The organism is Streptomyces sp. NPDC058796, assembly GCF_042745235.1.
Lineage (GTDB): Bacteria > Actinomycetota > Actinomycetes > Streptomycetales > Streptomycetaceae > Streptomyces.
The window spans coordinates 257,200-277,615 of sequence record NZ_JBHYOP010000003.1 but is presented as its reverse complement, the minus strand read 5'-3'; the positions used below and the strand labels follow the sequence as shown (position 1 = coordinate 277,615).

Annotated in this window: 19 protein-coding genes and 1 tRNA gene; 9 read left to right on the top strand and 11 right to left on the bottom strand. The window is 69.8% G+C overall.

Annotated features, from left to right (window positions below; translation table 11 throughout):
* Window positions 1-134: 134 nt before the first annotated feature.
* The 5 genes from ACFW47_RS09955 (at window position 135) to ACFW47_RS09935 (ending at window position 8,018) form a co-directional block, all read left to right on the top strand.
* Window positions 135-1,703 carry a Stp1/IreP family PP2C-type Ser/Thr phosphatase gene (locus ACFW47_RS09955; RefSeq protein ID WP_386280323.1) on the top strand — a complete coding sequence of 523 codons (1,569 nt, stop codon included), beginning with the start codon at window positions 135-137 and terminating at the stop codon, window positions 1,701-1,703.
* 27 nt (window positions 1,704-1,730) lie between these two features.
* Entirely contained in the window at window positions 1,731-3,167 is a 1,437-nt protein-coding gene (locus ACFW47_RS09950) for an FtsW/RodA/SpoVE family cell cycle protein (protein WP_386280073.1), read from the top strand.
* The gene (locus ACFW47_RS09945) at window positions 3,164-4,636 is read left to right on the top strand and encodes a peptidoglycan D,D-transpeptidase FtsI family protein (RefSeq protein WP_386305435.1); all 1,473 of its coding nucleotides are present in this window, start codon (window positions 3,164-3,166) and stop codon (window positions 4,634-4,636) included. Before ACFW47_RS09950 ends, ACFW47_RS09945 begins: the two co-directional genes overlap by 4 nt.
* Window positions 4,637-4,825: 189 nt before the next feature.
* Window positions 4,826-6,844, top strand: coding sequence for a Stk1 family PASTA domain-containing Ser/Thr kinase (gene pknB, locus ACFW47_RS09940; RefSeq protein WP_386280078.1), 2,019 nt, complete (start codon window positions 4,826-4,828; stop codon window positions 6,842-6,844).
* A 127-nt stretch (window positions 6,845-6,971) separates the two neighbouring features.
* The gene (locus tag ACFW47_RS09935) at window positions 6,972-8,018 is read left to right on the top strand and encodes a restriction endonuclease (RefSeq protein WP_386280081.1); all 1,047 of its coding nucleotides are present in this window, start codon (window positions 6,972-6,974) and stop codon (window positions 8,016-8,018) included.
* A 69-nt stretch (window positions 8,019-8,087) separates the two neighbouring features.
* On the opposite strand, the gene ACFW47_RS09930 is transcribed toward ACFW47_RS09935, so the two are convergent.
* From ACFW47_RS09930 to ACFW47_RS09910, 5 genes are read right to left on the bottom strand one after another with little or no spacing between them, the layout of a single operon-like run.
* Complete coding sequence (locus ACFW47_RS09930; RefSeq protein WP_386305433.1) at window positions 8,088-8,858, bottom strand: class E sortase; 771 nt, start codon at window positions 8,856-8,858, stop codon at window positions 8,088-8,090.
* Between the two features lie 13 nt (window positions 8,859-8,871).
* Window positions 8,872-9,918, bottom strand: a complete 1,047-nt coding sequence (locus ACFW47_RS09925; RefSeq protein WP_386280086.1) for a class E sortase — start codon at window positions 9,916-9,918, stop codon at window positions 8,872-8,874.
* Window positions 9,915-10,553, bottom strand: coding sequence for an aminodeoxychorismate/anthranilate synthase component II (locus tag ACFW47_RS09920; RefSeq protein WP_386280089.1), 639 nt, complete (start codon window positions 10,551-10,553; stop codon window positions 9,915-9,917). Before ACFW47_RS09920 ends, ACFW47_RS09925 begins: the two co-directional genes overlap by 4 nt.
* On the bottom strand, window positions 10,550-10,747 hold the full coding sequence (locus tag ACFW47_RS09915) for a hypothetical protein (protein ID WP_383278101.1): 198 nt from the start codon (window positions 10,745-10,747) through the stop codon (window positions 10,550-10,552). Before ACFW47_RS09915 ends, ACFW47_RS09920 begins: the two co-directional genes overlap by 4 nt.
* 45 nt (window positions 10,748-10,792) lie before the next feature.
* Complete coding sequence (locus ACFW47_RS09910; RefSeq protein WP_386280091.1) at window positions 10,793-11,572, bottom strand: DUF881 domain-containing protein; 780 nt, start codon at window positions 11,570-11,572, stop codon at window positions 10,793-10,795.
* 121 nt (window positions 11,573-11,693) lie between these two features.
* Here ACFW47_RS09910 and crgA point away from each other — a divergent pair, with 121 nt between their 5' ends.
* A complete protein-coding gene (crgA, locus tag ACFW47_RS09905) occupies window positions 11,694-11,948 on the top strand; it encodes a cell division protein CrgA (protein ID WP_073726149.1) in 255 nt (84 codons plus the stop codon).
* Window positions 11,949-12,216: 268 nt separating this feature from the next.
* Here crgA and ACFW47_RS09900 read toward each other — a convergent pair whose 3' ends face one another.
* Both ACFW47_RS09900 and ACFW47_RS09895 read right to left on the bottom strand, forming a co-directional pair.
* Window positions 12,217-13,107: a rhomboid family intramembrane serine protease gene (locus ACFW47_RS09900; RefSeq protein WP_386305432.1), complete on the bottom strand. Its 891-nt coding sequence runs from the start codon at window positions 13,105-13,107 to the stop codon at window positions 12,217-12,219.
* A gap of 112 nt (window positions 13,108-13,219) precedes the next feature.
* Window positions 13,220-13,753 (bottom strand): peptidylprolyl isomerase, encoded by a 534-nt coding sequence (locus ACFW47_RS09895; RefSeq protein WP_386280095.1) that lies wholly within the window; start codon window positions 13,751-13,753, stop codon window positions 13,220-13,222.
* 385 nt (window positions 13,754-14,138) lie between these two features.
* Between ACFW47_RS09895 and ACFW47_RS09890 the strand changes: the two genes are divergently transcribed.
* Window positions 14,139-14,840 carry a DUF5324 family protein gene (locus tag ACFW47_RS09890; protein ID WP_386305430.1) on the top strand — a complete coding sequence of 234 codons (702 nt, stop codon included), beginning with the start codon at window positions 14,139-14,141 and terminating at the stop codon, window positions 14,838-14,840.
* A gap of 97 nt (window positions 14,841-14,937) precedes the next feature.
* Here ACFW47_RS09890 and ACFW47_RS09885 read toward each other — a convergent pair whose 3' ends face one another.
* Complete coding sequence (locus ACFW47_RS09885; RefSeq protein ID WP_100048609.1) at window positions 14,938-15,714, bottom strand: isoprenyl transferase; 777 nt, start codon at window positions 15,712-15,714, stop codon at window positions 14,938-14,940.
* 301 nt (window positions 15,715-16,015) lie between these two features.
* Window positions 16,016-16,088, bottom strand: a tRNA-Ala gene (locus ACFW47_RS09880).
* 177 nt (window positions 16,089-16,265) lie between these two features.
* Here ACFW47_RS09880 and ACFW47_RS09875 point away from each other — a divergent pair.
* Window positions 16,266-16,814 carry a helix-turn-helix domain-containing protein gene (locus ACFW47_RS09875; protein WP_386280099.1) on the top strand — a complete coding sequence of 183 codons (549 nt, stop codon included), beginning with the start codon at window positions 16,266-16,268 and terminating at the stop codon, window positions 16,812-16,814.
* A gap of 88 nt (window positions 16,815-16,902) precedes the next feature.
* Complete coding sequence (locus ACFW47_RS09870) at window positions 16,903-18,462, top strand: protein kinase (RefSeq protein WP_386305429.1); 1,560 nt, start codon at window positions 16,903-16,905, stop codon at window positions 18,460-18,462.
* Window positions 18,463-18,471: 9 nt separating this feature from the next.
* Here the strand turns inward: ACFW47_RS09870 and ACFW47_RS09865 are convergent, their stop codons facing one another.
* Window positions 18,472-19,830: a hypothetical protein gene (locus ACFW47_RS09865; RefSeq protein ID WP_386305427.1), complete on the bottom strand. Its 1,359-nt coding sequence runs from the start codon at window positions 19,828-19,830 to the stop codon at window positions 18,472-18,474.
* Between the two features lie 190 nt (window positions 19,831-20,020).
* Window positions 20,021-20,149 (bottom strand): DLW-39 family protein, encoded by a 129-nt coding sequence (locus tag ACFW47_RS09860; protein WP_003999697.1) that lies wholly within the window; start codon window positions 20,147-20,149, stop codon window positions 20,021-20,023.
* Between the last annotated feature and the right edge of the window lie 267 nt (window positions 20,150-20,416).

The window sequence follows — 20,416 nt, the reverse complement described above, 5'->3', positions numbered from 1 at the left end:
ATGATTGAGCGCGAGCGGAGCGAGCACGCACCGGCGGCCTGCACCCCGGGCCTCGGCGCGCTCCCGACCGGAGGGTGGGCAGTGTGGCTCGACACGACCGGCTGTACCCGGAGCAGCCGACGGGCGAGGTGGGCATGAGTCTGTCACTGCGCTTCGCCGCCGGTTCCCACAAGGGCATGATCCGGGAGGGCAACGAGGACTCCGGCTACGCCGGCCCCCGCCTGCTCGCCATCGCCGACGGCATGGGCGGCCAGGCCGCCGGCGAGGTCGCCTCCTCCGAGGTGATCTCCACCATCGTCGCCCTCGACGACGACGTGCCCGGCTCCGACCTCCTCACCTCCCTCGGCCACGCCGTCCAGCGCGCCAACGACCAGCTGCGGCAGATGGTCGAGGAGGACCCCGCCCTGGAGGGCATGGGCACCACCCTCACCGCCCTGCTGTGGACCGGCCAGCGCCTCGGCCTCGTCCACGTCGGCGACTCCCGCGCCTACCTGCTGCGCGACGGCGTCCTCACCCAGATCACGCAGGACCACACCTGGGTGCAGCGCCTGGTCGACGAGGGCCGCATCACCGAGGAGGAGGCGGGCACCCACCCCCAGCGCTCCCTGCTCATGCGGGCGCTCGGCAGCGGCGACCACGTCGAACCCGACCTGTCCATCCGCGAGGTGAGGGCCGGCGACCGCTACCTCATCTGCTCCGACGGACTGTCCGGCGTCGTCTCCCACCAGACGATGGAGGACACCCTCGCCAGCTACCAGGGCCCCCAGGAGACCGTGCAGGAGCTGATCCAGCTCGCCCTGCGCGGCGGCGGCCCCGACAACATCACCGTCATCGTCGCCGACGTCCTCGACCTCGACACCGGCGACACCCTCGCCGGACAGCTGTCCGACACCCCGGTCGTGGTCGGCGCCGTCGCCGAGAACCAGGCCCAGTTCGGCGACAACGGCATCATGCAGACCCCGGCCGGCCGCGCCGCCGGCCTCGGCCGCCAGGGCGGCGGCCGGCACGGCGGGGGCGGCGAGTTCGGCCCGCCCGGCAGCGGCGACACCACCGGCTACATCCCCGCCGGCGACTTCGACGACTACGGCCCCGACGACTTCGTCAAACCCCGCAAGAACCGCAAGTGGCTCAAGAGATCGCTCTACACGGTGCTCGCCCTCGCCGTCATCGGCGGCGGCATGTACGGCGGCTGGCGCTGGACACAGACCCAGTACTACGTCGGCACCAAGGACGACCACCTCGCGCTGTACCGGGGCATCAGCCAGGACCTCGCCTGGGTCTCGCTCTCCAAGGTCCAGAAGGACCACCCCGAGATCGAACTCAAGTACCTGCCGCCCTACCAGCAGAAACTGGTCGAGGCCACCATGCCCGAAGGCGACCTCGCCGACGCGCGGGCCAAGATCGAGGAACTGGCGGTCCAGGCCTCCGCCTGCAAGAAGCAGGCCGAGCGCCGCGCCGCGCAGACCGAGCAGAACGCGAAGAACGAACAGAACGCGAAGACGGGCGAGGGCCAGGCCGGAGGCACCACGGGAACCACTCCCGCCGCCTTCACGTCCAAGGCCACACCGAGCCCGAGCACGTCGGGAACGCCGAAGGCACCCGAATCGTCCGAGCCCCCGTCCACGACCGCACCCACTCCTGGCCCCGGCCCGACCCTCTCGGAGGAAGAGCAGAAGGTCGTCTCGCTGTGCGGTAAGCAGTAGGCAAGCCGTGAGAGGCACCGTCACCCGATGAGCAGTACTTCCAACTCGCCGACGCACCACACGTCCACGATCGGCGCCATCGGCGCGCCGAGCCGGCGCAACACCGAGCTGGCGCTGCTCGTGTTCGCCGTCCTCATCCCGGTCTTCGCGTACGCCAACGTGGGACTGGCCATCAACGACGAGGTGCCCGCCGGACTGCTGAGCTACGGCCTCGGCCTCGGCCTCCTCGCCGGCGTCGGCCACCTCGTCGTACGCAAGTTCGCGCCCTACGCGGACCCGCTGCTGCTGCCCCTGGCCACCCTCCTCAACGGGCTCGGACTCGTCGCCATCTGGCGCCTGGACCAGTCCGAACTCCTCCAGGACATCCACCAGGCAGGCAACGCCGCGCCGCGCCAGCTGATGTACACGGCCATGGGCATCGCCCTGTTCGTCGGCGTGATGGTCTTCCTCAAGGACCACCGCGTCCTGCAGCGCTACACCTACATCTCCATGGTCACCGCGCTGTTCCTGCTGCTCCTGCCGCTGGTCCCCGGCCTCGGCAAGAACATCTACGGCGCCAAGATCTGGATCCAGGTCGGCTCCTTCTCCATCCAGCCCGGAGAGTTCGCCAAGATCGTCCTGGCGATCTTCTTCGCCGGCTACCTGATGGTGAAGCGCGACGCGCTCGCCCTCGCCAGCCGCCGCTTCATGGGCCTCTACCTGCCCCGCGGCCGCGACCTCGGCCCGATCCTGGTCGTCTGGATGGTCTCGATCCTCATCCTGGTCTTCGAGACCGACCTCGGCACCTCACTGCTGTTCTTCGGCATGTTCGTGATCATGCTGTACGTCGCCACCGAGCGCACCAGCTGGATCGTCTTCGGCCTGCTGATGTCCGCCGCCGGCGCCGTCGGCGTCGCCAGCTTCGAACCGCACATCAAGCAGCGCGTCGACGCCTGGCTCGACCCGATGAAGGAGTACATGCTCTCCCGGGCGGGCCAGGAAGGCCACTCCGAGCAGGCCATGCAGGCCCTGTGGGCGTTCGGCTCCGGCGGCACCCTCGGCACCGGCTGGGGCCAGGGCCACTCCGAACTGATCCGGTTCGCCGCCAACTCCGACTACATTCTCGCCACCTTCGGCGAGGAACTCGGCCTGGCCGGCCTCATGGCGCTGCTCCTGCTCTACGCACTGATCGTCGAGCGCGGCGTGCGCACCGCCCTCGCCGCCCGCGACCCCTTCGGCAAGCTCCTCGCCATCGGCCTCTCCGGCGCCTTCGCGCTTCAGGTCTTCGTCGTCGCCGGCGGCGTCATGGGCCTCATCCCGCTCACCGGCATGACGATGCCCTTCCTGGCGTACGGAGGTTCCTCCGTCATCGCCAACTGGGCCCTGATCGGCATCCTGCTGCGCATCAGCGACACGGCCCGCAGACCCGCACCCTCGGCACCCGCGAACCCTGACGCCGAGATGACCCAGGTGGTCCGCCCGTGAACAAGCCACTGCGCCGCATCGCGCTCTTCTGCGGCCTCCTCGTCCTCACCCTGCTCATCCGCGACAACTGGCTCCAGTACGTCCAGGCCGACGAGCTCAAGGAGGACGAGCACAACCGCCGCGTCGCCATCGAGCGGTACGCCAGCCCCCGCGGCGACATCATCGTCGACGGCAAGGCCATCACCGGCCACGCCACCACCGAGGGCGACTTCAAGTACAAGCGCACCTACAAGGACGGCGCCATGTGGGCGCCCGTCACCGGATACGTCTCCCAGGCCTACGGCGCCACCCAGCTCGAGGCCATCAACGACGGCATCCTCACCGGCAACGACGACCGGCTCTTCTTCCGCAACACCCTCGACATGATCACCGGCAAGAAGCGCGAGGGCGGCAACGTCGTCACCACCCTCAACAGCGCCGCCCAGAAAGCCGCCTACGACGGTCTGAAGAAACAGGGCGGCAAGGGAGCCGTCGTCGCGATCGAACCGTCCACCGGCAAGATCCTCTCGATGGCCTCCTACCCCTCGTACGACCCCACCGCCATCGCGGGCAGCGACGGGGCGGCCGGCGAGGCCTGGAACAGGCTCCAGAAGAAGAACAACCCCGACGACCCGATGCTCAACCGGGCCCTGCGCGAGGTCTACCCGCCCGGCTCCACCTTCAAGGTGCTCACCGCGGCCGCCGCCCTGGAGAACGGGCTGTACGACTCCGCCGACGAGAAGACCGACTCCCCGCTGCCCTGGGCCATGCCCGGCACCACCACCGAACTGCCCAACGAGGGCGACCTCCCCTGCGAGGACGCCACCCTCCGCGAAGCGCTGCGGGTCTCCTGCAACACCGTCTTCGGCAAGATCGGCGCCGACCTCGGCAACGACCGGATGCTGGAGACGGCCGAGAAGTTCGGCTTCAACAAGGAGCAGTTCGTCCCCGTCCGCTCCAGCGCCTCCGTCTTCTCCGACGACATGAACAAGTCGCAGACCGCGCTCTCCGCCATCGGCCAGTACAACACCGCCGCGACCCCGCTGCAGATGGCCATGGTCACCTCGGCCATCGCCAACAACGGCACCCTGATGAAGCCGTACATGGCCGACGAGCTCCAGGCGCCCAACCTCGACACCATCGAGAAGACCGACCCCGAGGAGATGAGCGAGCCGCTGTCCACGGACAACGCCCAGATCCTCCAGTCCATGATGGAGACCGTCGTCGAGGACGGCACGGGAACCAACGCCAAGATCGACGGCGTCACCGTGGGCGGAAAGACCGGCACCGCACAGCACGGCGTCGACAACAGCGAGAACCCCTACGCCTGGTTCATCTCCTACGCCAAGGCCGAGGACGGCAGCTCGCCCGTCGCCGTCGCCGTGGTGGTCGAGGACGAGAACGCCAACCGCGACGACATCTCCGGCGGCGGCCTCGCGGCTCCGATCGCCAAAAACGTGATGGAGGCCGTTCTGGAGAGCAAGAAGTGACCACACACTGAACAGGACGTGACTCCCGTCACGTTCCCTTCACATAGGCGCACGTTGCGATACCGGTCCTGTATCGGGTATCGGGCTTGGCCAGGTCACCCGGAGCGCGCCGGGTACGGTAGGCCGGACGGCAGCCACCGACCGTACAAGCATGCCGGTCGGGACCGACGGAGAGGGCTGGTAGGAACCATGGAAGAGCCGCGTCGCCTCGGCGGCCGGTACGAGCTGGGCCAGGTGCTCGGCCGTGGTGGCATGGCGGAGGTATACCTCGCGCACGACACCCGGCTCGGCCGCACCGTGGCGGTGAAGACGCTGCGCGCCGACCTCGCGCGCGACCCGTCCTTCCAGGCCCGCTTCCGCCGGGAGGCCCAGTCGGCCGCCTCGCTCAACCATCCCGCGATCGTGGCGGTCTACGACACGGGCGAGGACTACATCGACAACGTGTCGATCCCGTACATCGTCATGGAGTACGTCGACGGCTCCACACTCCGCGAGCTGCTCCACTCCGGCCGCAAGCTGCTGCCGGAGCGGACGCTGGAGATGACCATCGGCATCCTCCAGGCACTGGAGTACTCGCACCGGGCCGGCATCGTCCACCGCGACATCAAGCCGGCCAACGTGATGCTCACGCGCAACGGCCAGGTCAAGGTCATGGACTTCGGCATCGCCCGCGCCATGGGCGACTCTGGCATGACCATGACCCAGACGGCCGCGGTCATCGGCACCGCCCAGTACCTCTCCCCGGAGCAGGCCAAGGGCGAGCAGGTCGACGCCCGCTCCGACCTGTACTCCACGGGCTGCCTCCTCTACGAGCTGCTCACGGTCCGCCCGCCCTTCGTCGGCGACTCCCCGGTCGCGGTCGCCTACCAGCACGTGCGCGAGGAACCGCAGGCACCCAGCGTCTTCGACCCCGAGATCACGCCCGAGATGGACGCGATCGTCCTCAAGGCCCTGGTCAAGGACCCCGACTACCGCTACCAGTCGGCCGACGAGATGCGCGCCGACATCGAGGCCTGCCTCGACGGCCAGCCCGTCGGCGCCACCGCCGCGATGGGCGCCATGGCCGCCGGCGGCTACGGCGCCTACCCCGACGACCAGCCGACGACCGCCCTGCGCTCCGACGCCGGCGCGGGCGCCACCACCATGCTGCCGCCCATGAACCCGGACGACGGCGGCTACGGCTACGACGAGCGCCCCGACCGGCGCCGCCAGCAGCCCCGCAAGTCCAACGCCTCCACGATCTTCCTGGTCCTGGCCGGCGTCCTGGTCCTGGTCGGCGCGATCCTCATCGGCATGCAGCTCTTCGGCAACGACGCGGGACCGGGCAACGACAAGGTCGACGTCCCCGCCTTCGTCGGCACGACCAAGGAAGACGCCCAACAACTGGCGACCAACGCCGACCTGGAACTGACCTTCAAGCAACAGCCCTGCGAGGACCAGCCCAAGGGCAACGTCTGCTCGCAGAACCCGCAGCAGGGCACCGAGGTCAAGAAGAAGTCCAGCGTCGAACTCGTGGTCTCGACGGGCGCGCCGAAGATCGCCGTGCCCAACGTCATCGACAAGAACATCGACGAGGCCAAGCAGCAGCTCGAGGACAAGGGCTTCATCGTCGACACCAAGCAGACCGAGTCCTCCCAGGACGAGGGCACGGTCCTCAGCCAGGACCCCGACCCGGGCAAGGAGCTCGAGAAGGGCTCCACGGTGACCCTGGAGGTCGCCAAGCCCGTGGAGAAGGCGACGGTGCCGGACGTCGTGGGCCGCACCTGCGACGAGGCCAAGAGCCAGATGGAGAACAGCGACCTGGACGGTGAGTGCACCGACCAGCCGACCAACGACCCGAACCAGGTCGGCAAGGTCATCTCCACCACGCCGTCGAGCGGCCAGCCGGTCGACAAGGGCTCCAAGGTGACGATCTTCGTCGGCAAGGCCGTCGAGAAGACGAAGGTGCCGGAGGTCCGCGGCAAAACCCTCGCCGAGGCGCGGCAGATCCTGCAGCAGAACGGCTTCACGAACGTCCAGGTCCAGCCGGGCGCGCCCGGTGACGACAACGCGATGGTCGTCGCCATGAACCCGCAGCCCGGCAGCGAGGTCGACGACCCGGGCGCCACGCCGGTCGTCCTCACCACCATCGGCGGCAACGGCGGCGGCAACGGCAACGGCGGCGGTGACAACGGCGGCATCATCGGCGGCCTCCGCGGCGACGACTGACCCGCCCGCGAGAACACCAACGGCAAGAGCCCCGGGCCCCTCGACGGAGGGACCGGGGCTCTGTCGTGTCTTCATATGTCATGACTCGTTTACTCAGGGTGACCATACATCCGAGAGAGGGACGACCATGATCAGCGAAACGGCCCTGCTGGAATCAGCGGCCCTGCGCAGCAGCGTCCTCGAACGCACCGACGTACTCGACCGCGTCAAAGCGCTGTCCCTGCTGCCGGACGGCATGCATGTGACTACGGCGATGGTGGCGGCGTACTTCGAGGTCGCCGCCGAAGCCATCCGGCAGCTGGCCAAGCGCCACCGTGCGGAACTCGCGACCAACGGAATGATCGTGCTCCGAGGCGCTGACCTGCGAGAATTCGAGCGTGACAACATGTCACTCTCGCTCGGAAGTTATCCACAGGCCCGCCGAAGCCTCACCGTCTACTCCAGGCGAGCCGTACTCAACATGGCCATGCTCCTGCGCGACAGCCCCATCGCCCGCCAGGTACGCACGTACCTCCTGGACATGGAGCACCTGGCCCGCACACAGCCTGTGGACAACCCGGCTCCCACCTCCGCTGCACTCGACGCCCGCATCGACCAACGCATCACTCACATCCTCGGCAAGACCGTCGTGCCGATGTTCAACGCCCTGATCGAGACGTCGAGCGATCACCAACGAGAGCTCATCGCCCTCCGCACAGGCGTCCAGCGCATCGAGAAGCGCCTCCGCCAGCACCACGCCCGACTGCAACGGATGGAAAGCCCACTGGAGGGCCGTCCACTCCCGGGCGTCATGGCTTCCATGGACGCCATGAACGGCCGTGAGTTCGAGGAGCACGTCGCCACACTGCTCCGCCGCGACGGCTGCACCGACGTCATCGTGCGCGGGCGCGGCAAGGACCGGGGCATCGACATCACCGCGAACACAGCCGACGGACGGACTCTCGCCGTCCGGTGCAAGAGGTTCGTGCCCCACCTCTCCATCACCAGCCCCGAGGTCCGGAAATTCATGGGGGCCGCCAAAGTCCTGCACAGCTCCGAGGTCGCCCTGTTCGTAGCGACGTGCCCCTTCACACGAGACGCCCAGAACATCGCCGCCGAAAGCGGCATCACCGTCGTACACCGCGGACTCCTGGAGGAATGGAGTGCCGGGGCACCACTGACCGTCCTGCAATGACGTGAACGGCAAGGCCCGAAGCCGCAAGAGGAAGTTGCGGCTTCGGGCCTCCGTCATTTTAGGGTCACGTCACCGCAGCTCCTCCGGCGGAGTCCGCTCCCCGTCCACCTTCTCCGTACGCACCAGCTCACCCCACACCACGTACCGGTACCGGCTCGTGTACACCGGCGTGCAGGTCGTCAGCGTGATGTAGTGGCCGGCCTTCTTCTTGCCGGACTCCTTCGGGACCGGGTCGAGGACCCTCACGTTGTACTTCGAGGTCTCGGGCAGGACCGCGTAGGTCTTGTACACGTACCAGGTGTCCTTCGTCTCGAAGACGATCGGGTCACCCTTCTCGATCTTGTCGATGTTGTGGAACTTCGCCCCGTGCCCGTCCCGGTGCGCCGCCAGCGAGAAGTTGCCCTCCTCGCCGGAGGTGGGGAGCGCGGACTTCACCGGGTCGGTGTAGTAGCCGGCCACGCCGTCGTTGAGGACCTTCATCGACGTGCCCTTCTCCACCAGGATGTCGCCGTCGCCCATCGCCGGCACGTGCAGGAAGCCGATGCCCGCCTTGGTGTCCAGCGCCCCCGGGCCGTCCGGGCCCAGCCGGTCCTGCGCCCAGTTGTCACGGACCTTGTCCGCCTGCTTGTCCGCCGCGCGGTCCGCGACCACGTTCGTCCACCACAGGGAGTAGACGACGAACAGGCCCAGCACCAGGCCCGCCGTGATGAGGAGTTCACCGAAGACACTCACCGTCCGGGCGACGATCCGCCCGGCGCCGCCGCGGCGGCGTGCCGCGGGCTCCGGTCGGCCGTCCGTGCCGGACTGCTCTTCGTGCTCGGTGTCGGTGGTCGCTGCCACTGGTCATCCGCCCTTAACTGACGAGCGCATCCGGCTTGCCCTTGCTGCGCGGCCGTTCCTCGACCATCTTGCCCCAGACGATCATCCGGTACTTGCTCGTGAACTCCGGCGTGCACGTGGTGAGGGTGATGTAACGGCCGGGCTCCTTGAAACCGGACTGCTTCGGAACCGGGTCCAGCACACTGACGTTGCTCGGCGACGTCACCGGCAGGATCGACGCCATCTTGTAGACGTAGTACTCGTCCTGCGTCTCCACGACGATCGGGTCACCCGGCTCCAGCTTGTTGATGTACCGGAAAGGCTCACCATGGGTGTTGCGGTGCCCGGCCAGACCGAAGTTGCCCGTCTTCGCGTCCGGCATCGCCGTCTTCAGCGCGCCCTCCGCATAGTGCCCCACCATCCCCCGGTCCAGGACCTTCTCGTCGTCGATGCCCTCCGCGATCGGCACCACGACGTCCAGCTTCGGGATGTGCAGCAGCGCGAAGCCCTGACCCGGCTCGAAGGTACCCGGGTTGCGCTTGCCGTTCGCCCAGTCCTCCTGGAGATTGCTGGCCGCCTTGTCCGCCTGCGCCTGGGCGCGGACATTCGTCCACCACAGCTGGTACGTCACGAACAGCAGCATCAGCACGCCCGTCGTGATGAACAGCTCACCCATCACCCGGCTGGCGATCACCGCCGCACCCGGCTTGCGGGCGCGGGCCTGCCGACGGGCCTCCACGCGCGACAGAGGGGCTTTCGGTGCCTCGTCCGCCCCGGGGGCCCGGGAAGGGCCCCGGGAGGCCCCACGGCGCCCGTGTCGCCGTTTCGCGGCCTTCCTGCGGGCCGCGCGCCCTCCCGCCGCGGGAGGGGCGGTGGCCGACCGCTCCGGCGGCGGGTCCGGGACCCGCAGCGCCACCGTCTCGTCGTCGAGAGGCGCCCCGGACCTCTCCCCGGCAGCGAAATCCTCGTGCCACCCGTCCCAGCCGCCCCCGAACGCACCGGAATCCCCGTACGGCCGCCCGTACGAGGATCCCTGGTCACCGGCCGTGCCGGAGTCGCGCTCGGGGCGCAGCGCGGTCACGCCGTAGCCCTGCCCACCACCGGGGCGAGCCCCGCCGACCTCGCCACCGCGCCCTGGTCCCCGCACTCCGCCAGCCAGTTGGCCAGCATCCGGTGCCCGTGCTCGGTCAGCACCGACTCCGGATGGAACTGCACACCCTCCACGGGAAGCTCCCGGTGACGCAGACCCATCACGATCCCGTCCTGCGTACGGGCCGTCACCTCCAGCTCCGCCGGTACCGTGTCCGGCTCCGCCGCCAGCGAGTGGTACCGCGTCGCCGTGAAGGGCGAGGGCAGGCCGGCGAACACACCCTTGCCCGCGTGCTCGACCGACGAGGTCTTGCCGTGCAGCAGCTCCGGCGCCCGGTCCACCACACCGCCGTACGCCACCTGCATCGACTGCATGCCCAGACAGACCCCGAAGACGGGGACACCGGTCGCCGCGCAGTGCCGGACCATGTCGACGCAGACCCCCGCCTGCTCGGGCGCGCCCGGACCGGGGGACAGCAGCACACCGTCGAAACCGTCCTGGGCGTGCGCCGTCGACACCTCGTCGTTGCGCAGCACCTCGCACTCGGCACCGAGCTGATACAGGTACTGGACCAGGTTGAAGACGAAGCTGTCGTAGTTGTCGACGACGAGGATGCGCGCGCTCACTGGTTGTCCACCGTCACATCGTTGAAGGGAAGCAGCGGTTCGGCCCACGGGAAGACGTACTGGAAGAGGACGTAGACCACGGCCACGACCAGCACCAGCGAGAGCAGCGCCCTCACCCACGCGTTCCCCGGCAGATGCCGCCAGATCCAGCCGTACATGCCGTCCCTTCCGTCGCACCACGGCGCCGCACTCACGCCGCACCGCACCAGACTAACGGCGCGGGGCCCTCCGGAAAGGCGTCAATCCACAGGCTGGGCATAGTGCAGGTCCGCCGCGCCCGAGTAGCCCGGCAACGTCACCGCCCCGTCGTCCTCGACCTTCCAGCCGAGCCCGTAGACATTGACGTACACCATGTAGTTCTGGATCGCCGGGGACGCCGCCAGCGCCTTCTTCAGCTTCTCCGGGTCGCCGACCGCCTGGATCTTGTACGGCGGCGAGTAGACACGGCCCTGGAGAATCAGGGTGTTGCCCACGCAGCGCACCGCGCTGGTGGAGATCAGCCGCTGGTCCATGACCTTGATCCCCTCCGCGCCGCCCTTCCACAGCGCGTTCACGACCGCCTGGAGGTCCTGCTGGTGGATCACCAGGTAGTCGGGCTGCGGCTCCGGATAACCGGGGAGCTTCGCGGTGGCGTCCGGCGGGGCGTCGTCGAGCGTGACGGATATCGCCTCGCCCTTCAGCTCCTGGGTGCCCGCCTTCTCCTCGAGCGCCGCGAGCTTCTCGTCCTCCGCCTCCGTACGCCCGTCGTCGCGCTCGGCGAGCGATTCGATCTCCTCGCGCAGGGCCGCGTTGGACTCCTCCAGCTCACCGTTGTCCCGGCTGCGCTCGTGGATGAGATCGGACAACTTGAGCAAAGAGGCATCCGTACGGATGTTGGTGCCCTTCGCGGTGTCGAAGCTGGTGAAGAAAATGAGGCCCGCGAGCGCGAAGACGGCCGCCGTCAGGACCCGCACGGGCCGGAAACGGCGACCGCGGGCGGGGCTGGATCCCGCCTGGGGGGAGTCGGCAGAATTGCTCAACGTACCCTTATCTCCTTCGGCGCCACGGAAGCACTACGCTAACGGACGCCCGGGGGAGCGCTCCAAGTCCCCGACCCCGTTCCCTGCGCGGCCACGCAGCGCATCGACAGGAGAGACCCTCGTGCCGAAGTCACGTATCCGCAAGAAGGCCGATTACACGCCGCCGCCGTCGAAGCAGGCGGCCAGCATCAAGCTGACGAGCCGCAGCTGGGTGGCTCCGGTCATGCTGGCCATGTTCGTCATCGGTCTCGCCTGGATCGTCGTCTTCTACGTCACCGACGGTTCACTGCCCATTGACTCCCTGGGCAACTGGAACATCGTGGTGGGCTTCGGTTTCATCGCCGCCGGATTCGGTGTCTCGACGCAGTGGAAGTAGCCCGGCGGCAGGCCGCGGAACACCGCGGAACAGCTCTCCCCAGGGCTATCCACTGAGTTATCCACAGGCCCTGTCCACACGGTGGGGAAAAAGAAAGACGATCTGTGGATAACCCACCGGGCATTGACGCCGGTGTGACGGAAGTACCGGCAACCGAAAACACGTTCGCCCCCTGCCTGACCTGCGGGAACACGGGTCAGCGACAGGGGGCACACCTGTTCCCGCACACTGTGCACAAGATCGGCCACCGTCTGTGGACAACTTGCGCTCAGGTGAGCTGTGCGGTTCTCAACAGGGTCAGTCCTATGACGGCCACCAGGACCAGCGCGCAAGTGCCGTACTGCACGAGCGTCCGGCGCTCGCGCGGGGCGTGGAGCATGGCGTAGCCGATCGCGGCGCCGGCGACGAGGCCGCCGACGTGGGCCTGCCAGGCGATGTTGGCCCATGTGAAGGTGAAGACCAGGTTGATCACCAGGAGGATGACGATCGGCCGCATGTCGGCGTTGAGGCGGCGTACGAGTGCGGCGGTGGCGCCGAAGAGGCCGAAGATCGCGCCGGAGGCGCCGAGGGTGGCCTGGGTGGGTGAGGCCAGGAGGTAGGTGAGGGCGCTGCCGGCCAGGCCGGAGACGAGGTAAAGGGTGAGATAGCGGGCTCTGCCGAGGGCCGCTTCCAGGGGGCCGCCGAGGAACCAGAGGCTGAGCATGTTGAAGCCGAGGTGCCAGATTTCCTCGTGGGTGAACATGGTCGTCACCAGGCGGTACCACTCGCCCTCCGCGACGCCCTCGTTCGGGATGTAGTACGGGGCGGGGGGCCATTGGCCGACCAGGACCATGCCGCCCAGGAGGGATTCCGACAGGGCGTGTACGGCGATGAAGACCGCGACGTTGATCCCGATGAGGATCTTGGTGAGGAGGTGGGGGTCGGCGGCGACGGTGCCTCCGGCGAGGGTGCGCGGCCGGGACGCGGCCGGGGCCGGTCCGCCGCCGGTGCGGCCGCTCGCGCAGTCGGGGCAGTGGAAGCCGACGGAGGCGTTGACCATGCAGTCGGTGCAGATGGGGCGTTCGCAGCGGGTGCAGCGGATGCCGGTCTCGCGGTCCGGGTGGCGGTAGCAGCCCGGCAGGCTCTGTGCGTCCGGTGGGCCGGCTGCCGCGTGGTCCATGGCTTCCCCTCAGTCGTCCTGCGGGCGGTGTCCCTCGGTGTTCTGCGACGCACCGCCCCGCCCATCTATACGGATGAGCGGGGCGTCAGGTTCCTTCCCGGCGTGGCCGGCGTCAGTCCTGGCGGGTCTCGACGACGACCGACTCGATGACGGCGTCGTTGACGGGGCGGTCGGTACGGGGGTTGGTCGGGAGGGCGGCGATGGTGTCGACGACCTTCTGGCCGGCCGGGTCCGTCACCTCGCCGAAGATCGTGTGCTTGCGGTTGAGCCAGGTGGTCGGGGCGACGGTGACGAAGAACTGCGAGCCGTTGGTGCCGGGGCCGGCGTTGGCCATGGCCAGCAGGTAGGGCTTGTTGAAGGCGAGGTCGGGGTGGAACTCGTCCTCGAACTGGTAGCCCGGGTCGCCGGTGCCGTTGCCGAGGGGGTCGCCGCCCTGGATCATGAAGCCGCTGATGACCCGGTGGAAGACCGTGCCGTCGTAGAGCCTGGCCGTGGTCTTCTCGCCGGTTTCGGGGTGGGTCCACTCCCGTTCACCCTTGGCGAGTTCGACGAAGTTCCGGACCGTCTTGGGGGCATGGTTCGGCAGGAGCCGGATCTCGATGTCGCCGTGGTTGGTCTTCAGGGTGGCGTAGAGCTGCTCGGCCACGATGTGCCTTCCGTCGTGTTCTGGTGCCCGCCGATCCTTGCACGGTCGGGGGTGGGTACGGCGTCGGGCCGAGGTTTCCTGCTCCGATTCGGCGATGGGGGTTGCGGGAATCCGGTCGGGTACTCCGATCGGAACTCCTGGGTCACGAGCGCGGGGCGCCGATTCGTGGCATTGTCGTCGGCGGGCTCTCGTTGCCCGGTATTCATCCGTTATTGAGGTTGATCGGCGTTTGTCGGCAACTTCCTCACCACGTGCCCCGGACATCACGAAGACACCGCCCGTGACCCGGATGCCCGCCCTCACATGCCCGGCGGTGCGTCCGCAGGCATGATCCGTAAAAGGGTGGAAAGTCGAATTACCGTACGCCACCGAGGAGGAGGAACCCGTGACCCGCATCGACAGCGTGCGCGCCGCGACCGGTTCGGCGAAGGACAGCGTGCTGCACGCCGCGGAAGTGGTGGCGCCCTACGCCGACACGGCCAAGGACAGGGCCGCTCACTATGCACAGGAGGCGCGCGTACGGCTGGCGCCCAAGGTGTCGCAGGCCGCGTGCCAGGCGCGTCTTCAGTACGGCGTGCATGTCGCGCCGCGGCTGGATCAGGCGCGTACGCATGTGCCGCCGAAGGTGGACGCGGCCGCTCAGGAGGCCGCTGTCCGTACACGCCTGGCCGCCCGGCAGGCGGCCGAGTACTCCAAGCCCATGATCGATCAGGCGGTGGCCGCGGCCGTGCCCGTGCGGGAGGAGGCCGCCGCGCGGGGTGCTGCCGCGTTGGCCGCGCTGCGGGGTCAGGTGACGGCGAAGGAGATCCGGAAGCTGACGCGCAGGCATCAGCGCCGGGCTCGGGCCGGGCGTATCGCCAAGGTGCTGGCGGTGGCGGGTGTCGTCGCCGGCGGGGCCTTCGCCGCGTGGAAGTGGTGGGACAAGCAGGCGAATCCGGACTGGCTTGTGGAGCCGCCGGAGGCGACGGAGGTGGCCGAGTCCGGGCGTCTGACGTCCGTGGACGGCACCGGTGGGGCGGTTCTCGATCCCGAGGTGCAGGCCAAGCAGGCGCAGGACGATGCGGCGGAGGGCGAGGAGCCCCGCTGACGTTCGCCGGGCGGTTCTGGGCTGGATCGGCATCGCCGCGGGGCGGGAGGCTTCTGGGTCTCCCGCCCCGCGGCGGTGTTTCACGTGAAACGGCGGCTCAGCGGCCGTAGCGGCGTTCGCGCAGGGAGTAGGAGCGCAGGGCGCGCAGGAAGTCGATCTCGCGGAAGTCCGGCCAGTAGGTCTCGCAGAAGTGGACTTCGGCGTAGGCGGACTGCCAGAGCAGGAAGCCGGACAGGCGCTGCTCGCCGGAGGTGCGGATGATGAGGTCGGACTCGGACCGTGTCTTGGAGTACAGGTGCTTGGAGATGTGCTCCATGGTGAAGGTCTCGATGAACTCGTCGATGTCCCCGCCCTGTGAGCTGTGCTCGGTCAGTGCGGATCGTACGGCGTCGACGATCTCCCGGCGGCCTCCGTAGCCGACGGCGACGTCGACCTTGGTGCCGCCCTTGCGGCCCTGGGTGGCGGCGGTGGCGGTCTTGAGGCGGCTGGCGGATTCGGCGGGCAGCAGGTCGAGGGCGCCGACCGCTTCGACGGGCCAGGGGTTGCCGGGTGCGGCGAGCCGTTCGACGACCTCGGCGATGATGTCGATGAGCGGGGTCAGCTGCTCCTCGGGCCGGTGGAGGTTGTCGTCGGAGAGCATGAACAGGGTGACGTGCTCGATCTTGGCGGAGTCGCACCAGCGCAGGAAGTCCAGCACCTTGGCGCCGCCGGCGCGGTAGCCCTCTCGCGGGTCGTCGATGCCCGACATCTTGGCCCACCGGCGGTTGCCGTCGAGCATGATGCCGATGTGCTGGGGGCGTGGGCGTCCCTCCAGTTCTTTGACCAGCCGCTTCATATAGAGCGCGTCGAGAGCGGCCCGTACCTTCGCCCGCATGGTCTACCCCTTCCACATCGTCGGCAGCGACCGGACGGCTGCGACGGCGATGAGTCACGTGGCACCGCCCCGCAGGGGTGTGGCGCTGGTGCCCTGTGGGGTGACGATATCAAGAGCAGACAGCGCGGCCGTTGTGCTCGGCGGGCCTGCTGTCGGGGGTCTGGCGCCGTTCGTGGGCCGGTGTTGTGAGGGCGCGGGCGGCGTTCTGCGGGGGGCGGGTCGTGGTGCCGCCGGGTCCCGTGGCATACGAAGAGGCCCCCCGGTCTGGCGTTCTCGCAGGCCGGGGGGCCTCTCTCACGTGTGGAGCCTAGGGGAGTCGAACCCCTGACATCTGCCATGCAAAGACAGCGCTCTACCAACTGAGCTAAGGCCCCTGAAGCGGCTTGGCCGGGTGGATCGCGTACCGGCGGGTGCCGTGGACAAGAGTACCGGGTCGTCCCCCGTATCTCACAAATGATTGGGACTCCCGGGGAACGACCACGCTCCGTAAGATGCTCGGCGTGGTTCGCTGGAGCGAACTGCGGTTTTTGGGGAAGCGATGGGGAGACGCAATGGACGCCGCACAGCAGGAAGCCACCGCAAGAGCGCGGGAACTGCAGCGGAACTGGTACGGGGAGCCGTTGGGGGCGCTCTTCCGTAGGCTCATCGACGATCTTGGTCTCAACCAGGCACGTCTCGCGGGGGTGCTGGGACTGTCCGCGCCGATGCTGTCGCAGCTGATGAGCGGCCAGCGGGCGAAGATCGGCAATCCGGCGGTGGTCCAGCGGGTGCAGCTGCTGCAGGATCTGGCGGGGCAGGTCGCGGACGGCAGCGTGAGCGCGGCCGAGGCGACGGAGCGCATGGACGAGATCAAGAAGTCGCAGGGGGGCTCGGTGCTCAGCAACACCACGCAGACGACCAGCGGTTCGGGGGCGCCGACGGTCAAGCGGGTGGTCCGGGAGATCCAGTCGCTGCTGCGCTCGGTGTCGGCGGCCGGGGACATCATCGAGGCGGCGGACGCGCTTTCCCCGACCCACCCGGAGCTGGCGGAGTTCCTGCGGGTGTACGGCGCCGGCCGCACCTCGGACGCGGTCGCGCACTACCAGTCCCACCAGAACTGATCCCGCTCCGGCCGCCGCCGGGGGGTGCGGCGGCCGGACCGCGGGAGGTGGGGCGCGACAGGTCCAGGTGAGGAGCGGGCGCACGGCCATGGGTGAGGTCTTCGCGGGGCGCTACGAGCTGGTCGATCCGGTCGGCCGGGGCGGGGTGGGCGCGGTCTGGCGCGCCTGGGACCACCGGCGCCGGCGCTATGTCGCCGCCAAGGTGCTCCAGCAGCGGGACGCGCACGCGCTGCTGCGGTTCGTGCGCGAGCAGGCGCTGCGGATCGATCATCCCCACGTGCTCGCGCCCGCGAGCTGGGCCGCCGACGACGACCAGGTCCTGTTCACCATGGATCTGGTGGCGGGTGGTTCGCTGGTCCATCTGGTCGGGGACTACGGTCCCCTGCCACCGGCCTATGTGTGCACCCTGCTCGACCAGCTCTTGTCGGGTCTGGCCGCGGTGCACGCGGAGGGCGTGGTGCACCGGGACATCAAGCCCGCCAACCTGCTGATGGAGGCGACCGGGACGGGCCGGCCGCGGCTGCGGCTGTCCGACTTCGGCATCGCGATGCGGCTGGGCGAGCCGCGGCTGACGGAGACCAACCTCGTGGTGGGGACGCCGGGTTACCTCGCGCCGGAGCAGATGATGGGCGCGGAACCGGACTTCCCGGCGGACCTGTTCGCCGTGGGCCTGGTCGCGCTGTATCTGCTGGAGGGGGCCAAGCCGGACGCCAAGGCGCTGGTGCGGTACTTCGCCGAGCACGGAACGCCGCCCGCGCCGCAGGGGGTGCCCGAGCCGCTGTGGCAGGTCGTGGCGGCGCTGGTGCAGCCCGATCCGGCGGCGCGGTTCCGTACGGCTACGGGGGCGCGCAAGGCGCTGGCCGCGGCGACGGAGCTGCTGCCGGAGCCCGGCCCCGACGACGAGCTGATCGAGATATTCGACCAAGTCGGCCCGCTGCCCGAGGGGTTCACGCCCGACGGTCCCCTCGAACGGGCATCGGGCCTGGATCCCACGCCGACACCTCCCGGCAGCCGGGGCACCCGGCTCGCCGCGAGCCCCGCACCGGCGCCCCCGTCCGTACCGGCGTTCCCCGCCGGCCCGCACCCGGCCCCGAACGGTGCCCCGGCCCCTGCCGACACCACCCCACCGTCCACGGACCGGGCGCCCGAGTCCTCGAACGGTCCGCGGTCGCATCCGGGCAACCCCCCACCGTCGGCGCCCGTTTCGGCCGTGGCGCCGGGCACTGAGGCGAATCCTCCGGCCGCCATGTCGGAGACGGGCAGTTTCCGTCTGCCGCCCCCGCAGCCGCCCGACACGTCCGCGTCCGCGCCCGGCGCCCACTCGGGCAGCCCGGAGGGCCAGTCCCCGTACTACGGGCCGCCGCTCGCCGCCCGGCCCCTGCCGTCCCCGTCCCCGTCCCCGTCCGCGCGGCAGCAGGACGCGGACACCGCCACCGCCGCGTACACCGCGCGGAGCCCGCAGGGACCAGGGCCGGCGGCACCACCACCGCTGGCCGCACCGGTGACCGCCCCTGTCCCCGCACCGTCGCGGCGGCGGGTGTCCCGGCGGCGGCGCCGTCCCGGGCCGCCGGCCCGCGTGGCGGTTCCGGTCGTGCTGCTGGCGCTGGTCTGCTATGCCGTGGGCTTCTGGGCCCTGGCCCGGCTCTGACCCGGCCGCCTAGGCTCCGCGGGACCGGCGGGCCGCCGCCGTCCACACGCCCAGGCCGAGGAGCAGCACGCTGCCCGTGCCGATGCCGCCCACGGCGACCGCCTTCAGGGCGAGGCCGTCCGTGTCCCCGGACGCCTCCGGTACGGCCGCCCGGTCCGCCGCCGAGACCTCGAAGACGCCCTCCGGCCTGGACTCCCCGGCGTAGTCGGGACCGGCCTGCGACGCTCCTCCGAGCCGTACGCGCAGCGTCAGTCCGAAGGGGCCCTCGCCGAAGTCGCCGGTGGCCTGGGCGGCCAGGTGCACCACGAGGTAGTAGTCGCCGGCGAATCGCATCGCGGCGACCTGGCCGTCGGTGTCGTACCGGTTGGCGTAGTCGACCGGCGGCAAGGGGGACAGACCGACCGTGGTCTGCCGGCCGGTGTAGCCCTTGGCGGCGTCGTCGACCTCACCGCGCACCGGGTTGTGCAGGGCCAGGCGCAGGGCGCTGGTGGCGTAGCCGGAGCGGTCGCCGGAGCCGCCGAGTTCGGCGGTGGCGTACACCTGGCGGCCCCAGTCGAGGGGCACCTTGTAGAAGAGGGTCTGTCCGGGGCGGATGTCGTCGCGCCAGGTTCCCTGTCCGACCGGGGTGGCGTGGGCGAAGCCGCTGCCGCCCGGACGGCGCTCCGGTGCGCCGGTGGGGGGCTCGGGTGAGGCCGAGTCCCAGGACTCGGGTGCGGTGGTCTCGCCGGTCTGCTCCGGGCGGGGTTCGGTGACGGCCGTGAGTTCCAGGTCCCAGGCGCCCGGCGGGGAGTCCTCGGGCCGGGTCCGCTCGACCGTGACGTAGTACGTGCCCGGGTCCTGGCACCGGGACCCGCCGGGGCCGATCTCGCGCAGTCCCCAGGCGGTGACCGGCCGGGGGCTGCGGGCCGCGCCGAAGGTCGCGCTGTCCGAGGAGCAGGCGGCGCCGTCGGCGTCCTGCACGGAGACCCGGACACCGTCGACGGCGGTGACCTTGCCGGCCGCGCCGGGTACGGCGGTGACGGCGACGTGGGCGTCGGAGGCGGCGTCGAGTTCCAGCCGGTAGTAGAGGGTGCCGTTCCTCGGGAGGGAGCTGCGGTAGGTGGCTCCGGGTTCCAGCGGTGCGGCGCCCGAGGTGCTGGTCGCGCCGTCGATCCGCCGGGCGTCGTCGGCGAAGGCGTAGCCGGCGGGCGCACCGGCCGCGAGAGCCGCGCCGCCGGGGAGCGCGGCGACCGTGATCAGTGCGGCAGTCGTGACCAGTGCGGCGGCCGTGGTGAGGGAGGCGGTCGCGGTACGTACGGCGGTCAGCCCCGCCGGCCGCGCACGTCCCGCCCCGGCGCGCCGCCGTTCACCGCATCGCCGTCCCCTCACCCGCCACCCCCGCGCTCACCGGCGTTGTCGCCGCCGTTCCGGACCGGACCGTGGCCCATCCTGCCGCGCGAACCCGTACTCCCGCGCCCCCGGCGGGAATTCACCGGGAATCCGGGCAACACAAAACCCCGACCGCAAGACGGCCGGGCTCTGCTCGGAACCGGGTTTCAGAACCGGATGTCGCTCGTACTCACGAACCCGTGGGCACGGAGTCAGTCGCCTCCGTCCACAGATCCTGCTCGGCGCGATCCGCCTGGATCTGGCGGTACACGAGGAGCCCGCCGATGGCGGCCAGTGCGACCAGGAGAAGCTTCTTCACCGCGCGACCTCGTCTTTCCTTGACGTAGGGGACTTCTGGCGCCCGACTATACACACCGGCCGATACCGATCGGTTACCTGCGTCGGCGGCCAACTTCCGGGCGTCGGAGCCTCGTAGAAGAGGCCGGGGCCGGCCCGGCCGGAGGGTGATCACGCCCTCACGGTGCGTCATTTCGCCCGGTTCCCTCCCGTCTCCGCACGTTTTCTGGCTACTTGCGTCCATCCGGGTGGTGTTCATCTGAACATCGCCGCGCCACGGGCGTCGGTC

Excerpts from the sequence above, each read along its gene's own strand:
- ACFW47_RS09950 (WP_386280073.1), top strand. The coding sequence starts at position 1,731 with ATGAGCAGTACTTCCAACTCGCCGACGCACCACACGTCCACGATCGGC.
- ACFW47_RS09900 (WP_386305432.1), bottom strand. The coding sequence starts at position 13,107 with ATGGACCACGCGGCAGCCGGCCCACCGGACGCACAGAGCCTGCCGGGC.
- ACFW47_RS09955 (WP_386280323.1), top strand. The coding sequence starts at position 135 with ATGAGTCTGTCACTGCGCTTCGCCGCCGGTTCCCACAAGGGCATGATC.
- pknB (WP_386280078.1), top strand. The coding sequence starts at position 4,826 with ATGGAAGAGCCGCGTCGCCTCGGCGGCCGGTACGAGCTGGGCCAGGTG.
- ACFW47_RS09875 (WP_386280099.1), top strand. The coding sequence starts at position 16,266 with ATGGACGCCGCACAGCAGGAAGCCACCGCAAGAGCGCGGGAACTGCAG.
- ACFW47_RS09935 (WP_386280081.1), top strand. The coding sequence starts at position 6,972 with ATGATCAGCGAAACGGCCCTGCTGGAATCAGCGGCCCTGCGCAGCAGC.
- ACFW47_RS09870 (WP_386305429.1), top strand. The coding sequence starts at position 16,903 with ATGGGTGAGGTCTTCGCGGGGCGCTACGAGCTGGTCGATCCGGTCGGC.
- ACFW47_RS09885 (WP_100048609.1), bottom strand. The coding sequence starts at position 15,714 with ATGCGGGCGAAGGTACGGGCCGCTCTCGACGCGCTCTATATGAAGCGG.